The sequence below is a fragment of the Polaromonas sp. P3_B1 genome, from assembly GCF_056402935.1.
On sequence record NZ_JBFUGK010000061.1, the window covers coordinates 1 to 17,807 of the forward strand.

Genomic DNA, 17,807 nt, shown 5'->3' on the forward strand with positions numbered 1-17,807 from the left:
GTTGCTTGGGGGCCAGTACGGCCTTCAAACAGGCGCGGTGCAACATCACCCGCCGCCGGCCCCCATCCCCACCTTCCCCCAGCGGGGGAGGGAAAAAGAGGAAAACTAGCCGCCAAACAACTCCGTCATGAACTGCGTGGACTTGAGCCCCGTGCCCGTCAGCAGCACCACCGTGCTTTCATTCGCCTTGATCGCGCCCGAGGCGTGCAAGACTTCGAGCGCCGCGGCGGCCGAGGAACTGGTGGGCTCGGCATACAGGCCCATGCCGGCCAGGCGGCGCACGGCCGCGGCGATCTGCGCTTCGGTCAGGGCGACGGTGCCACCGCCCGATTCGCGAATCGCCTTGAGCAGCTCCGGCAGGCGTATGGGCCGCTTGAGGGCCGTGCCTTCGGCGATCGTGGGTTTCACGGCGCGCTCCACGGGGCCGTCGCTGCCGGCCTTGAAGCTCGCGTCTATGGGCGAGCAATTGAGCGGCTGGGCCGCGAAGAGTTTGGGCAGCTTCCTGATCTGGCCCGAGGCCCGCAGCTCGCTGAAGCCGATGTGGCAGCCCAGCACATTGCTGCCGGCGCCCGCCGGGATGATGATGTTGTCGGGCGCCTTGAAGCCCAGGTCTTCCCAGAGTTCATAGGCGATGGACTTGGTGCCTTGCAAAAAGAAGGGGTGCCAGTTGTGGCTGGCGTAGAAGATGTTGTCGGACTGGCGTATCGCCTCGTATTCGGATTCCTCGCGCGGGCCTTCGACGAGTTGCACCTCGGCGCCGAAAGCGCGTATCTGCGCGACTTTGGGCAGCGGCGTGTAGCTGGGCGCAAGAATCTTGACCTGCATGCCGGCCGCCGCGCCCGCGGCCGCAATCGCCGCGCCACCGTTGCCTGAGCTGTCTTCGAGGATGTGCTGTATGCCCAGCTGCTGGAGGAAGGACACCATCACGCTGGCGCCGCGGTCTTTAAAACTGCTGGTGGGGTTAAACCATTCGAGCTTGAACAAGGGCGAGAGCCCGCCCCAGGATTTTTCGACCAGCGGCGTGCAGCCTTCGCCCATGCTGGCGCGGCTGTCGATTGGCAGCGGCAGTGCAGCGCGGTAGCGCCAGAGCGAGCGCTCGCGCGTGTCGATGTCGTCGCGGCTGATGCCGGGCAGCGCGCTCAGCATCAACGGATTGCCGGCGTCGGAGCGCCAGCGGCGGTCAGTGAGCGGGTAGTGTTTGCCGGTGCGGGGGTCTAGGTAGTGGGCCTGCATGGGGCTTGAATCATCGTCTATGTTTTAGATAATATATCCAATATTAGATAAATCGTCAAACAACTCTTCCGGCTTCCTTCCCCCACTGGGGGGAGTGGGCCGGCTGCGTGTGATGTATCGCTGTGCTTGTTGGATGGCCGCTGGCCCCCACCCCCACCCTCCCCCAGCGGGGGAGGGAGTCAGAGAGGTGTTGCTCCTTCCCCCGCTGGGGGAAGGTTGGGATGGGGGCCAACCGGCATCCAACTCATTCACTGCGCTACGATCAGCAACCAGACAATTTGTCTGAATCTTGAAACCACCGCCATGCCCAAAGCACCCGCCAAGCCCCCCCAGCCCGCCAGCAAGCCCAGCAACAAGCACCTGCTCGCCGAGCTCAAGAACATTGCCGAGGGCCTGGGCAAGACTTTTGCGCCTTTTTGCGAGGTGGTGGTGCRCGACCTCACGCACCCCAAGAACGCCATCCTCGCGATTGAAAACAATTTAAGCGGCCGGCGCGTGGGCCAGCCCGCGACCGAGCTGGGCCTGGCGCGCATCCAGGACCCGGACTATCCGGCGGTGATCGCCAACTACGCCAACCAGTTTGCCGACGGCCGCAAGGTCAAAAGCACCTCGGTGGGCATACGCAATGAAGCGGGCGACTATGTGGCCGCCATCTGCCTGAATGTGGACCTGACGCTGTTCAACGGCTTCCAGGCCGCGATGGGACAGTTCACCGCGATTGAAAGCAGCGCCGTGACCGAGACGCTGGACGCGTCGAATGCCGAGCGCATCCACCAGTGCATCGACGAATTCGCCGCCGCGCGCGCGACGACCGCGCGCTCGCTGCGGCCGGCGGACCGCAAGCAGCTGGTGCAGGACCTGCGCAAGGCCGGCTACCTGGAAATACGCCGCGGCGCGGAGATCGCGGCGGCGCATATGGGGGTGTCGCGGGCGACGGTGTACAGCGACGCGAAGTAGGATTCGGCGGCCGCTGGCCCCCACCCCAGCCCTCCCCCAGCGGGGGAGGGAGTAAGTCCCCTCTCCCTCTGGGAGAGGGTTAGGGTGAGGGCCTGCGGCGTGTGATTGCACCGCGCGCTTTTTTGAAGTCGCTGCCTCAGCCCCAGCCAGAGGCAAAACCCTTACAAATCAAATCGCCAAAAGCGCGCAGCCAGGCGCGCTTGACCCGATGATGATGGTCGCACCTGCAAGCGCGACAACATCAACGGAGGATGAGATGAAAAACACCACCATCACCACAGGCCTGGGCCTGCTCACCGCGGCCGCTTTGCTGGCCGGTTGCGGCAGCGGCGCGGGCGAAGCCAAGAACACCAAGCCGGCCTACCTGGGCCCCATCAGCGTTGGTGTGTATGACGGCGGCAACGACGACCTGCTGACGGCGGGCCTGGGCAAGACCGGCCTGGGCGGCACGGCGCCGCAGCCGGTGGACCCGCTGAACCCGACGGCGGCCGAGCTGCGGCGCATCGCGATCTACAACAACTACCGCGCCATCCTCGACATCTCGCCGGCCGGCGGCTACGGCACGCTCTACGGCCCGAATGTGGATGCGCGCGGCGTGGCCACCACCGGCGAGGGCAAGATCGCGGGCACCGAGTTCATCGCCTACTCGGACGACGGCAGCGGCCGCCACAACGTGACCATGATGGTGCAGGTGCCGGCAAGTTTTAACCCGGCCAATGCCTGCATCGTCACCGGCACCTCCAGCGGCTCGCGCGGTGTTTACGGCGCGATCGGTTCTTCGGGCGAATGGGGTTTGAAGAACGGCTGCGCCGTGGCCTATACCGACAAGGGCACGGGCAGCGGCATGCACGACCTGCAGAACAACACGGTGCATTTGCAGAACGGCTTGCGCGCGGATGCGGTGGCGGCCGGTGCGGCCTCCAACTTCACCGCCCAGCTGAGCACGGCCGAGCGCACGGCCTTTAACGCGGCCACGCCGAATCGTTTTGCCGTCAAGCATGCGCATTCGCAGCAGAACTCCGAAAAAGACTGGGGCCGCTTCACGCTGCAAGCCGTGGAGTTCGCCTACTTTGTGCTGAACGAACGTTACGGCGCAGTTGCGCACGACGGCAGCTCGCGCCTGAGGACGCTGAACCCATCCAACACGATTGTGATTGCCTCCAGCGTGTCCAACGGCGCGGGCGCGGCGCTGGCCGCGGCTGAACTCGATACGCGCGGGCTGATCAGCGGCGTGGCCGTCGCCGAGCCGCAGGTGCAGCTCGTGCCCGACAACCGCCTCAGCGTGCGGCGCGGCAACAGCACGCTGGCCGGCACCGGCAGGCCGCTGTACGACTACATCACGCTGGCCAATTTGCTGCAGCCCTGCGCCGCGCTGGTCTCGCCATCCACCAACGTCTTCAACACCGTCAACCCGGCCATCGCCGCGAACCGCTGCGCGGTGCTCAAGGCCCAGGGCCTCATCAACGGCAACACCACGGCTGAGCAGGCAGCCGGCGCCATGGCCGTGCTGCACGCCGCCGGCTGGCAACCCGAAAGCAACGACCTGCAAGCCTCGCATTACTCATTCGCCACGCTGCCGGTCGCGCTGACCTATGCCAATGCTTATGGCCGTTTCGGTGTGCAAGACAATGTGTGCGACTACAGCTTCGCCGCCACCGCCCCGGCGACCTCACCCACGCCGAATGTCCCCGTGCCGGTATCACCCGCCGCACTGGCGACGTCCTTCGGCACCGGCAACGGCGTCCCGCCCACGGCCGGCATCGCCATCGTCAACAACAACAGTGTGGGCGGCCCGCTGCTCGACGCGGCCTCGGTCTCGGCCGGCAATGTTCAGGACTACAACAGCGCAGGCGCACTGTGCCTGCGTGCCCTGGTGGCCGGCAACAGCCCCGCAGGCCTGCGCGTGCGCGAAGGCATACAGCAGGTGCTGCGCAGCGCCAACCTGCAAGGCAAACCGGCCCTGATCGTGCACGGCCGCTCCGACACACTCGTGCCGGTGGCCCTGACCTCGCGGCCTTACTTCGGCCTCAACAAAATGGCCGAGGGCCAAGCCAGCAAGCTTTCCTACATCGAGGTCACCAACGCCCAGCACTTCGATGCCTTCCTGGGTTTTCCGGGGTACGGTGCGCGGCTGGTGCCGCTGCATCGGTATTTCATTCAGGCTATGGACATGATGTATGCCCACCTCAAGACTGGCGCGCCGCTGCCGGGGAGCCAAGTGGTGCGGACTGTGCCGCGCGGGCAGACGGGCACTGTTGTCAATCCGATTACGCTTGCCAACGTACCGGCTATTCAGTTGGTGCCGGATGTCGGCAACCGCATTACGTTTGCCAATAACGTTGTGACGGTAGCGGATTAGTTGGGGTTTGGCGGCGCCGGCTGAGTTTTTTTGCTCCGGCGGTGCTGGCTCTTCTTAGTTCAGCTGGCCGGGGGTTGCCCGGCGGCAACTCACTTTTCTTTTGCTTCGCCAAAAGCAAAGTAAGCAAAAGAAAAGGCGACCCTGGTGTCTGCGTCCCCTTCGCTTCGCTACGGGGCAGCCTGCGGTGCTCGGTCCAGACGGGGTCAAAAACAACTCGCCTGCGGCTCAGACACGTTTTTGCCCTTATCCGTCTGGACCTGCGCTCCTCGGCGCATACACAAGGGGCCCGGATACCGAACAGCCAAACTGCCGAAGACACCCCCCAATACCTGAAGCCACAAGGACACGCCATGGCGTGTCCTTGTTTGTATTGGTCTTCTTTGTCTTTTGTCTCCGTTCCCGCTCCCGATTGCCCCGTTCTGGCTGGGCCGAGGAGCGCAGAGACAAGCGGATCAGGGCAAAAACGTGTTTGAGCCGTCAGGCGAGTTGTTTTTGACCCCGCTTGGCTCGAGCACCGCAGGTTGCCCGCAGCGAAGCGAAGGGACCCAGACTGCGGGTCGCCTTTTCTTTGGTGACTTTCTTTTGGCGAAGCAAAAGAAAGTTACTGGCCGCCGGGCCACTCCCGGCCAGCCGCCCTCAGCAGAGGAAAGAGGAGGATGAAGAGGAAGAGCGCACGCCGCCGGCGCAAGACCCGGCCCCCCGTCTTGTCCCCAAAACTGGGGACAAGCCGGGGGCTTACCCCGGCCACTACTGCATCGGCAGTATTGCCGCATGCAAGCTTGTTACACAGAATCCCCCGCATGTAATCGGAGTCCATGCGTTTGCAATCAGGCGAAGGTGTTGAAGGTGCGGCGAAAGTGCGCGTCCCAAAAGGGAAATTTTCACATCGGCACAAGCGTCGCGTCCCCATAACTGGGGACATACAGGCGGGGGATGGACTTTTACGATTTGCACGTTTTGTCACGGGTACGCGCGAGGCGCGAGCCCGTGGCCCGTAGTGTCGCCTCAGTTTTTTTCGGAAGTCCTCATCATGAAAAGCCACGCCAGCATGAACCGCATCTATCGTCTTGTCTGGAATGCCGCCCTCAGCCTCTGGGTGGCCGTGGCGGAAAACGCCAAAGGACGAAGCAAGGGCGGTTCGGTGCAGGGCAGCGTGCAATGGGATTCCGTGCAGGCCGAGGAGGGGGAGGGGCAAGGGGGCGGCGGCACAGGCTTCAGGCTCAACACGGCCTGCCGCGCGGCGCTAGTGCTGCTGGCTTCGCTGGCTGTGCTCACGCATGAAGCGCATGCGGCCGATGCGGCCAATGCCAGTGTGTCGGCTGGCGCCGCCGGCATTTCGACGGTGGGCAACACCACCACCATCAACCAAAGCACCCAGCGTGTGGCCATCGACTGGACTTCGCTCTCCACTGCGGCCAATGAGGCACTGAGGTTCAACCAGCCAAATGCGGCGGCTATTGCGCTGAACCGCATCACGGGCAGCAGCCCGAGTGAATTGCTGGGCAGCCTCACGGCCAACGGCCAGGTGTTTATTCTCAATCCCAACGGCGTGCTGTTTGGCGCGGGTTCGCAAGTCAATGTCGGCGGCCTGGTGGCTTCGACGCTGTCCATGAGCAATGCCGACTTTATGGCCGGCAACCATGTGTTCACCGGTTCGGGTAGTTCGGTGGTCAACCAGGGAACGCTGAACGCCGCGCCCGGTGGCTATCTGGCGCTGCTGGCGCCTGAGGTGCGCAATGAAGGTGTGATGACCGCCTCGCTGGGAACCGCCTTGCTGGCAGCAGGCAACAAGGTCACGCTAAACCTGGACAACGGCAGCCTGCTGGGCTACAGCATTGACCAGGGCGCGATCAATGCGCTGGCCGAGAACAAACAGCTGATCAAAGCCGACGGCGGCCAGGTGCTGCTGTCGGCTAAGGCCATGGACAGCCTGACCACGGCCACGGTCAACAACAGCGGCGTCATTGAAGCCAGGACGATACAGAACAAGGCCGGCCGCATATTGCTGATGGGCGACATGGAGAGCGGCACGGTCCATGTGGGCGGAACGCTGGATGCTTCGGCACCCACGGGCGGCGACGGCGGGTTTGTTGAAACGTCCGCCGCGCACGTCAAGGTGGCCGACAGCGCCAGGGTCACTACGCTGGCCGCTGAAGGCAGTGGCGGCCGCACCGGAAAATGGTTGATAGATCCGAACGACTTCACCATCTCCGCCACGGGCGACATGTCTGCCACGGCCGTCGCGACCGCCCTGACCGGCGGCAATTTTGAAATCGCCACCGCCACCATGGGCACGGCCGGCGGCAACGGCGACATCCATGTCAACCAGGCCATCAACCGGACGGACAGCAACACCTTCACCTTGACCGCCGAGCGCGACATCAATATCAACCAGGCTATCGGGAAAAGCGCTGGAGGCGCGGCTGGTTTGACAATGACCGCCGCGGGCAATATCGGTTTTAACGCCAATGTCACTTCCTCCTCCGGCGCCCTCGCGCTGACGGCCAACGCCGGCGGCGACATCACCGGCGGCGGAACCCTGAACACGAACACCGGCGCGATAGACATGACGGCCGGCGGCAGCATCGGCGACCTGGGGCAGATCAATGCAGGCAGTTTGAAGCTGAAAGCCACCACGGGTGAACTGATCGTGAATAGCGGCGTGGACTGGCGAGCCAGCTCCTTCGACCTGTACGCGGGCACGAACATCCGGGGCAGCGACCCCAACTCCGCCGCCAACGTCATGGTCTTGGGCAACGGCAACTTCACTGCGTCAGCGGGCAACACGGGCAACGGCCGAATACGCGTGAACGCCTCCAGCGGCGCCATAGGCACGCTCAACCTGACTTCGCAGGGAACGGGCGGCGGCGGGCAGATCGATTTCAGCAGCGACTCGGCCGTCGGCAACCCGATCATCACCGCCGCCCATGACGTGAGCGTCAGCGTGACCGGCAACCTTGACTTCAACGCCCTGACCCTGACGGGCGTCAACCAGAACGTCAACATGGCGGCCAACGGCGGCACTCTGACACTGGGTGCCTTTAATGCCGGAACGGGCAACCTGACTTTGTCGGGCGGCGCCATTGCCATGGGCGGCGCCCTGAGCGCCAAAGACCTCAGCCTGAGCGCGACCAACGGCCTGAACATCAACCAGGACCTCACGGCGACCGGCAACCTGGCGCTCGCCGCGAGCAATGCGGCCATCCAGCAAACCGCCGGTGCCCTGGTGGTAGGCGGTACGACCAGCGTCAACGCCGGCGCGGGCCAGGTCAGCCTGACCGGCGCCAACAGTTTCACCGGCGCAGTCAGCGTCAACAACCTTGGCGCGAACAATGTCGCCATCAACGCCGGCAGTGGCTCGCTCACGCTGGGCGCCTCATCGGTCGGCAGTGGCACGCTGGCTCTGAGTGCGACCGACGCCGCCGCGGGCGACATCACCATCGCCAACGGCGCAACCGTCAGCGCCAATGGCGGCAATGTGCAGCTCACCGGCCGCGACATCACCTTCAACGGCACAGGCGCTGTCACCACCACGGGCGACGTCTATCTGGCCGGGCGGAACATCCGGCAGGGCGGCACCGGCGTTGCCGTCACGGCCAACAACCTGGCGATACGCTCCAGCGGCTACGTCGGCAACAGCGGCGCTGCGGACAAGCTCAATACCCAGGTGAACAAGCTCTCTGCCGTGGCGCCGGGCGCGATCTCGGTGAGCAACACCGGCGCGCTGACGGTTGACACCGCCACTTTCGCGGGGTCGACGGTTCCGGGCGGCGCCATCGCCGGCGTGAGCAGCACGGGCGGTGCGATCTCGCTGGCTACCGTCGATACCGGCGGGACGACGGACAACCTGACACTCAACCAGGCCGTCACCACCACCGGCGGCAGCGCCAACACCATCACGCTGGCAGCCGACGACCACTATGCGCAAAACGCGCTGACGGTGTCCACCGTGGGTGCGAACGTGGCCATCAGTGCGGGCCGTACCCTGACGGCCACGGGCAGCGGAGGCGCCGCCATCAGGACTTCGGGCGCGGCCAGCAGCATGGACACCAACGGCTCGGACGCCGGCAACATCCAGCTCAGCACCAGTGGTGCCAATGGCGGCTCGATCACCGTGACTGGCGACCTCGCCGCGCAAGGCACCAGCGGAAATGCGGGCAGCACCACGGCCAGCAACAACGCCACTTCCGGTGGCAAGGGCGGCAATGTGAGCGTGACCACGGCCACCGCCGGCGCCGGCATCGCCATCTCGGGCAATGTGCTGGCCAATGGCGGCAATGGCAGCGGTGGCGGCACCAACTTTGCCTGGATGTTCGGCACGGGCGGCAACGGCGGCAACATCACGCTGAGGAACACGGGCAACAGCGGCGCCGGCAGCATCAGTGTGGGCAATCTCTCCGCCCAGGGCGGCCAGGCGGGATACATCGGCAATGGCGGCAGCGGCGGCACCGTCCTGGTGACAACGGCCGGCACGGGCGCGGCTTCCATCACCACGGGGACCATAGGCACCTGGGGCGGCAAGTACGTCGCCAACTCCCAGCCCGGCAGCAATGGCGGCAATGCCGGCAATGTCACGCTGGGCACGGTGGGCGCGGGCGCCACCATCCAGTTCAGCAACCTTGACGCGCACGGCGGCGCGGGCTCGCTCAACCGGGTCAACACCAACTACGGCAGCGCGACCATTGTGTCGGGAACCGGCGGCACTGTCAGCATCACCACCACGGGCGCCAATTCCGACATCACCGGCAGCGGCAATGTTTCCAGCTATGTCGAAAACGCCGGTTGCAGCAACGGCGCCACTTGCTCCATAGGCGCCGCGGGCAACATCACCCTGAATGCCAGCAACGGCAGCGTCAGCCTGGCCGGTAACGCCAATGCCAAGGGTGGTAATGCCCTGGGCGGCGCCGCCGTGGCCAACAACGGCGGCGCGGGCGGCAGCGTGACCGTGATTGCCGGCAACGCCAACCACAATGTCTCGATTGGCGGCATTGACGCGACAGGCGGAACCGCCCTGGCCGGCGGCACCGCAGGCGCCAGCAAGGCGGTGGTCGTGACCGCCGCGGACGGCTATGTGCAGCAGGTGCCCGGCAGCTGGTTCAACGGCTCCTCGGTGGCCGTGTCGGCCAACCGCGGCATAGGCGCCGGCACGGGGGCGGGCGACCTGAGCCAGCGCCTGGGCATCATCCCGGTGACGGGAACGGCGCGCAATGCGATCAGCGGCGTCTTCACGGCCACACGCCAGGGCAACACGCGCGTCATCTACGGCGGCGGCAACGTGTCTTTGGCCGGCACCCAGGTGCAGAACCTGTTCACGACGGGCGACATCGACATTGCCACCAGCAATGGCTCGCTCACGGTGAACGGCCTGGGCCGCAATGGCGCCGGCAACATCAGCCTGAGCGCGGGTGGCGGAAACGACCTGACCATCAACACCAGCGGCACGCTGTCGGCCGTCAACGGCAATATCCGGCTTGAAGCCGGGCGTGACGTCATCTTCTCGAACAACGCAAGCGCCCAGACCACGACCGGCGACATTTACGTTTCTGCCGGCGCGAACGTCCAGCAGGCCGGTACCTCCACGGCGTTGACCGCCAACAACCTGGCGGTCCGCGCCGGCGGCTACATCGGTGACGGCGCGGGCGGTGACAACGCGCTGAACACCAGCGTGAATGCGCTCTCCGCGGTGGCCGGCACCAACATCGGCATCAGCAACGACAAGGCGCTGGCGATCGACCAGGTGACCTTTGGCGGTGGCACCGTTCCCGGCGGCGCGATCAACGGTGTGTCGACTACGGGAACCGGCAATGTGGCCGTGGGCACCACGGGCGGCGCGCTGACAGTGAGCGCGCCTGTTGCCGTGGCCGATGGCACGCTGGCCCTCAGCGGAACGACTGACCTGGCACTCAACAACACCGTCAGCAACCCTACACGCGCGGTGCAGCTCACCGCCGGCAGCGGCAGCATCAGCGGCACGGGCCAGGTGACGGCTGGCGCGCTGACGGCCACCGCGGCCACCGGCATCAGCCTCGGAGCCGATGCGGCGGCACTGACCGCCACCAGCACTACAGGGCCTATCGCCGTGACTTTGGCCAACGGTGGTGGCATCGAAAATGTCGCCACCACCGGCACGGTGGACCTGACGGCCACGGCTGGCAGCCTGGATGTGAAGACTGTTTCCGGTTCAGACGTGACGCTGACCGCTTCGGCCGGTGCGATCACCGATGCCAACGGCGGCACCAACAACATCACGGCCACGACGCTGACCGCCTCGTCGCGGGACGGCATCGCGCTGGGCGCCAACACCACCGGCCTGCAGAGCTTTACCACCACGGGTGCCAGCGGCGACATCGCCGTGGCCACCGACAATGCGCTGGACACCGCCAACTACAGCATCAGCACCGACAGCGGCTCCGCGCAAAACGTCAGCCTGACGTCCAACTCCACCTCGGGCATCACGGTGGGCAATGCCTTTGCTTCCACCAACGACAACATCAGCCTGACCGCCACGGCGGGCGACATCAGCCTAGGCAGCGCCATCGGTGCCGCGGGACTGGCGCTCAATGCCCAGGGCAGCATCAACGCGCCGGCGGCCATCAACGTCACGGGAGTGTTCGACCTTAAGGCCGGTACTTTCAGCCAGGTCGGCGGGACGCTCCCCGCGTTCTCGGCCGGGGACTTCCGCATCAGCGGCGGCACCTTTGTGCGCGCGCTGGGCGGTGACGGCCTGAGCACCGGCACGGCCTACCGGATTGCCGACATCTACGGCCTGCAGGGCGCGGGCTCCGACGGCATGCTGGACAAGAACTTCAAGCTGGCCAACAACATTGATGCCAGCGGCACCGTGAACTGGAATGCGAGTGCGGGCTTCAAGCCGATAGCCGCCGGTACGCTATTTACCGGCAGCCTGGACGGCGGCGGCCATGTGGTCGACCAACTGGTCATCAACAGGCCTGGCGACAGCAACGTTGGTTTAGTCAGTTACCTGTATGGCGGGACGGTCTCCAACCTGGGGCTGACGGGCGGCAGCGTCACCGGCAACGGCGCTGTAGGCGCGTTGGTGGGCAGCGTCATTGGGACGATTACCAACAGCCATAGTTCGGCGACCGTGAACGGCATGCAGATCGTGGGCGGGTTGGTCGGCGCGAACAATGGAACCATCAGCAACAGCTATGCAAGCGGCAGTGTGACCGCCGGGAATGATGTGGGGGGCTTGGCGGGAGTCAACAACGGAACCGTGAGCGGCAGCTACGCCACCGGCACCGTGGTCGGTACCAATGCCAATGCCGGCGGGCTGGTGGGATCCAACAACAACGGCGGCACCATCGCCAACAGCTATGCCAGTGGCGCTGTGAGCACCAGCAGCGACAATACGACGGGTGGCCTTGCGGGCACCAACAGCGGCACCATCACCAACAGCTATGCCACCGGTGCTGTGGCGGGAACCTCCAGCGCAGGCGGCTTGGTGGGCTTGGACAACAGCGGCACGGTGACCGGCAGTTTCTGGGACACCCAGACCACTGGCCAGGCCACCAGCGCGGGCGGCGGCACGGGCATACTCACGGCGGACATGATGAAGGCCCAGACCTTTATCGACGCCGGCTGGAACGCCAGCAACGTGGGCGGCGACGGAACCATCTGGCGCGTCTACGAAGGCAATACCGGCCCGCTGCTGCGCAGCTTCCTGACTGCGCTGAACCTGGGCGACACCAGCTTGACCTACAACGGCGGCACGCAGACGGGCCCCATCATCGCCGTCGTTGGCGTGTCGGGCAGCAATGCCAGCGGGCGCAATGCGGGCAGCTACCGCACGGGCTATTACTCGAACCAGCAGGGTTACGACATCATCGGCGGCGGGCTGAACATCGCCAAAGCCGACCTGACGCTGAGCAGCAGCAATGTGACCAAGACCTACGACGGCACGCTCTCAGCCGCCGGCACGGCGGTGGCCGCGGCGGGCACGGCACTGCTGGGCGGCGACACCGCCAGCGGCGGCAGCTTTGCCTTTGCCGACAAGAATGCGGGCTCGGGCAACAAGACGGTGACAGCGGCCGGCGTGACGGTCAATGACGGCAATGGCGGCAACAACTACAACGTCAGCTATGCCGACAACACCACCAGCACGATCAACAGGGCCAACCTGACGCTGTCCACCAGCAACGTCACCAAGACTTATGACGGCACGACTGGCGCGACGGGCGCGGTGGTGGTAACGGCCGGAACGGTGTTTGCCGGCGACAGCGCCACGGGCGGAACCTTTGCCTTTACCGACAAGAATGCTGGCAGCGGCAACAAGACGGTGACGACCAGCGGCGTGACGGTGGGTGACGGCGTAAACAACGCCAACTACAACGTCAGCTATGCCGACAACACTACCAGCACCATCAACAGGGCCAACCTGACGCTGTCCACCAGCAACGTCACCAAGACCTACGACGGCACGACCGGCGCGACAGGCGCGGTGGTGGTAACGGCCGGCACGGTGTTCGCCGGTGACAGCGCCACGGGCGGAACGTTTGCCTTTACCGACAAGAATGCCGGCAGCGGCAACAAGACGGTGACGACAACGGGCGTGACGGTGGGCGATGGCGTGAACAACGCCAACTACAACGTCAGCTATGCCGACAACACTACCAGCACGATCAACAAGGCTAATGTGACGCTGTCTACCAGCGACGTCACCAAGACTTATGACGGTACGACAGGCGCCACAGGCGCGGTGGTGGTAACGGCCGGAACGGTGTTTGCCGGCGACAGCGCCACCGGCGGAACCTTTGCCTTTACCGACAAGAATGCGGGTACCGGCAACAAGACGGTGACGACCAGCGGCGTGACGGTGGGTGACGGCGTAAACAACGCCAACTACAACGTCAGCTATGCCGACAACACCGCCAGCACGATCAGCAAGGCCAATGTGACGCTGTCTACCAGCGACGTCACCAAGACTTATGACGGTACGACAGGCGCCACAGGCGCGGTGGTGGTAACGGCCGGCACGGTGTTTGCCGGCGACAACGCCACGGGCGGAACCTTTGCCTTCACCGACAAGAATGCCGGTACGGGCAACAAGACGGTGACGACAACAGGCGTGACGGTGGGCGATGGCGTGAACAACGCCAACTACAACGTCAGCTATGCCGACAACACCACCAGCACCATCAACAGGGCCAACCTGACGCTGTCCACCAGCAACGTCACCAAGACCTATGACGGCACGACTGGCGCCACAGGCGCGGTGGTAGTAACGGCCGGCACGGTGTTCGCAGGTGATAGCGCCACGGGCGGAACCTTTGCCTTCACCGACAAGAATGCCGGAACCGGCGACAAGACGGTGACCACGGCGGGCGTCACGGTGACTGACGGCAACGGCGGCAACAACTACAACGTCAGCTATGTGGACAACACCACAAGCACCATCAACAAGGCCAATCTGACGCTGACGACCAATAACGTCACCAAGACCTATGACGGTACCCTGGCCGCTTCCGGCACCGCGGCGGTAGCCAGCGGTACCGTGTTCGGCGGCGACAGCATTTCGGGCGGCAGCTTCGCCTTTACTGACAAGAACGCCGGCACGGGCAACAAGACAGTGACCACGGCCGGCGTGACCGTCAACGACGGCAATGGCGGCAACAACTACAACGTCAGCTATGCCGACAACACCACCAGCACGATCAACAAGGCCAATGTGACGCTGTCCACCAGCGACGTCACCAAGACCTACGACGGCACGACCAGCGCGACGGGTGCAGTTGTGGTGACGGCCGGTACGGTGTTCACAGGTGACAGCGCCACGGGCGGAACCTTTGCCTTTACCGACAAGAATGCGGGTACCGGCAACAAGACGGTGACGACAACAGGCGTGACGGTGGGCGATGGCGTGAACAACGCCAACTACAACGTCAGCTACGCCGACAACACCACCAGCACCATCAACAAGGCCAATCTGACGGTGACTGCCAATGCGGTGACCAAGACTTACGACGGCACGCTTGGCGCCACGGGTACCGGTACCGTCGCTACCCTGGCAGGTGCCGGAGCGGGTGAGGTCGTGAATGCCGCTGGTAGCCAAGCCTTCCTGGACAAGAACGCTGGTACCAGCAACAAGACGGTGCGCGCCAGCGGCGTGACGATCAAGGACAGCGGCAACGTGGACGTCACGGGCAACTACAACATCGCCTATGTCGACAACACGACCAGCACCATCAACAAGGCGAACCTGACGGTGACGGCCAATGTGGTGACCAAGACCTATGACGGCACCACCAGCGCGACGGGTACAGGCACGGTGGCCGCGCTGGCCGGGGCTGGCGCGGGTGAGGTGGTCGATGCCGCCGGCAGCCAGGCCTTCCTGGACAAGAACGCTGGTACCAGCAACAAGACGGTGCGCGCCAGCGGCGTGACCATCAAGGACAGCGGCAATGCTGACGTGACGGGCAACTACAACATTACCTATGCCGACAACACGACGAGCACCATCGACAAGGCCAACCTGACGCTGTCCACCAGTGACGTCACCAAGACCTATGACGGCACCACCGGTGCGACGGGTGCGGTGGTGGTAACGGCCGGCACGGTGTTCGCAGGTGATAGCGCCACCGGCGGCAGCTTCGCCTTCACCGACAAGAATGCCGGCACGGGCAACAAGACGGTGACGACCAGCGGCGTGACGGTGGGCGACGGCGTGAACAACGCCAACTACAACGTCAGCTATGCCGACAACACGACCAGCACCATCAACAAGGCCACCCTGACGCTGACGACCAGCGACGTCACCAAGACCTATGACGGCACTCTGGCCGCTTCCGGCACCGCAGCAGTAGCCAGCGGCACCGTGTTCGGCGGCGACAGCATCTCGGGCGGCAGCTTCGCCTTTACCGATAAGAACGCCGGTACGGGCAACAAGACGGTGACGACCAGCGGGGTGGCGGTCAACGATGGCAATGGCGGCAACAACTACAACGTCAGCTACGCCGACAACACCACCAGCACCATCAACAAAGCCAACCTCACGGTGACGGCCAATGCGGTGATCAAGACTTACGACGGAACGCTCAATGCCACGGGTACGGGCTCCGTCGGTGCGCTGGCAGGCGCAGGTGCGGGCGAGGTAATCAATACCGCCGCAACGCAAGCCTTTACCGACAAGAACGCGGGCAGCGGCAACAAGACGGTGCAGGCCAGCGGCCTGACCATCAAGGACAGCGGCAACGTCGATGTCACAGGCAACTACAACATCGCCTATGTCGACAACACGAGCAGCACCATCAACAAGGCCAATGTGACGCTGTCGACCTCCGACGTCACCAAGACCTATGACGGAACCACCGGCGCGACGGGTGCTGTTGTGGTGACGGCCGGCACGGTGTTTGCAGGCGACAACGCCACGGGCGGCAGCTTCGCCTTCACCGACAAGAATGCCGGCACGGGCAACAAGACGGTGACGACCTCAGGCGTCACGGTGGGTGACGGCGTGAACAACGCCAACTACAACGTCAGCTACGCCAACAACACCACCAGCACCATCAACCAGGCCAACCTGACGGTGTCCAGCAGCAACGTCACCAAGACCTATGACGGCAACACGACGGCTGCGGGCAGCGCGACCGTGACCGGCGGCACGCTGTTCAGTGGCGACAGTCTGACGGGCGGCAGCTTCGCCTTTACCGACAAGAACGCCGGCAACGGCAACAAGACGGTGACGACAGCGGGCGTGACGGTGGGCGATGGCGTGAACAACGGCAACTACAACGTCAGCTACGCCGACAACACCACCAGCACCATCAACCCGTTTGCGGTGAGTGTTTCGGGCACGCGCAGCTACGACGGCACGGCCAACGTGGCGGCCGGCGTGCTGAATATCGGCCCGCTGGTGGGCAGCGAAACCCTGGGCCTCACGGGCACGGCCACCATGGCCGACAAGAATGTGGGCACCAACAAGGCGCTGACGGTCGCCGGCCTGAACCTGGTGGATGGCAGCGGCCTGGCCAGCAACTACACCTTCACGGGCGGCACGCAGCAGGCCAGCATCACCCGGGCCAGCGTGACGCTGTCGACCAACGACGTCACCAAAACCTATGACGGCACCACCAGCGCAACTGGATCGGTGGTGATAACGGCCGGCACGATGTTTGGGGGTGACATGGTCAGCGGCGGCACCTTCGCCTTTACCGACAAGAATGCCGGCACCGGTAACAAGACGGTGACCACCGCTGGTGTGACGGTGGCCGACGGTAACGGCGGCAACAACTACAACGTCAGCTACGCCGACAACACCACCAGTACCATCAACAAGGCCGACCTGACGGTCACGGCCACGGGTGTCAACAAGGTGTACGACGGCAGCACCGTGGCCGCGGTGGTCTACGGCGACAACCGCGTGGCCGGCGATGTCGTGGGTGTCACCGGGACCGCCAACTTTGCCGACAAGAATGCCGGCACCGGCAAGACGGTCGGCGTGAACAACATTGCCCTGGGCGGCACCGACGCCGGCAACTACAACCTGCTGAACACGTCGACAAGCACGACCGCCAACATCACGCCCAAGGCGCTGACGGTGACGGCCAACGGCGATACCAAGCTGTACAACGGCTCGGCCTACAGCGGCGGCAACGGCGTGAGCTACAACGGCTTTGTGGCGGGCGACACGCAGGCCGACATAGGCGGCACGCTGGCCTACGGCGGCTCCTCGCAGGGGGCAGTGGCCGCCGGCAACTACCTGATCACACCAGGCGGGCTGAGTTCGATCTCGGGCAACTATGCGCTGGGTTTTGTGGATGGCGCGCTCAGCATCACGACCTCCAACGCCAGCACTGCGGCGCTGGGGAATGCTGGGTTGGTCAGCTCGTATGACGCGGCCCTGCAGGCCGTCGCCGGCCTTGGCGGTTCGTCGGGCGGTGGCGCTGGCGGCGGTGGCTTCGGTGGTGGTGATGCGGCTGCCGATGCGTTGGCTGCGGCTGCCGCTGAAGCCGGCAAGACTGGAGAGGAATAGGGGCCGGGTCTTGCTCCGGCGGGCGCGCTCCTTCCCCTCTCCTTCTTCCTCCCTTCACCGCCCTCTGCGCGGAGCTGCTGGCCGGGGGTAGCCCGGCAGCTACTCACTTTTCTTTTGCTTCGCCAAAAGAAAAGTAAGCAAAAGAAAAGGCGACCCTGGTGTCTGCGTCCCCTTCGCTTCGCTACGGGGCAGCCTGCGGTGCTCGGTCCAGACGGGGTCAAAAACAACTCGCTTCGCTCAGACACGTTTTTGCCCTTATCCGTCTGGACC

Annotated in this window: 4 protein-coding genes; 3 read left to right on the plus strand and 1 reads right to left on the minus strand. The window is 64.7% G+C overall.

What is annotated here, in order from left to right:
- Window positions 1-105: 105 nt before the first annotated feature.
- Window positions 106-1,233, minus strand: a complete 1,128-nt coding sequence (locus AC1DXS_RS23860; RefSeq protein ID WP_477739922.1) for a threonine synthase — start codon at window positions 1,231-1,233, stop codon at window positions 106-108.
- Window positions 1,234-1,536: 303 nt separating this feature from the next.
- Here AC1DXS_RS23860 and AC1DXS_RS23865 point away from each other — a divergent pair, with 303 nt between their 5' ends.
- The 3 genes from AC1DXS_RS23865 to AC1DXS_RS23875 all read left to right on the plus strand — a co-directional run bounded on the left by AC1DXS_RS23865 (window position 1,537) and on the right by AC1DXS_RS23875 (window position 17,537).
- Window positions 1,537-2,190, plus strand: coding sequence for a helix-turn-helix transcriptional regulator (locus AC1DXS_RS23865; RefSeq protein WP_477739923.1), 654 nt, complete (start codon window positions 1,537-1,539; stop codon window positions 2,188-2,190).
- 256 nt (window positions 2,191-2,446) lie between these two features.
- Window positions 2,447-4,549, plus strand: coding sequence for a D-(-)-3-hydroxybutyrate oligomer hydrolase (locus AC1DXS_RS23870; RefSeq protein ID WP_477739924.1), 2,103 nt, complete (start codon window positions 2,447-2,449; stop codon window positions 4,547-4,549).
- Between the two features lie 1,030 nt (window positions 4,550-5,579).
- Window positions 5,580-17,537: a YDG domain-containing protein gene (locus tag AC1DXS_RS23875; protein ID WP_477739925.1), complete on the plus strand. Its 11,958-nt coding sequence runs from the start codon at window positions 5,580-5,582 to the stop codon at window positions 17,535-17,537.
- Window positions 17,538-17,807: the final 270 nt, after the last annotated feature.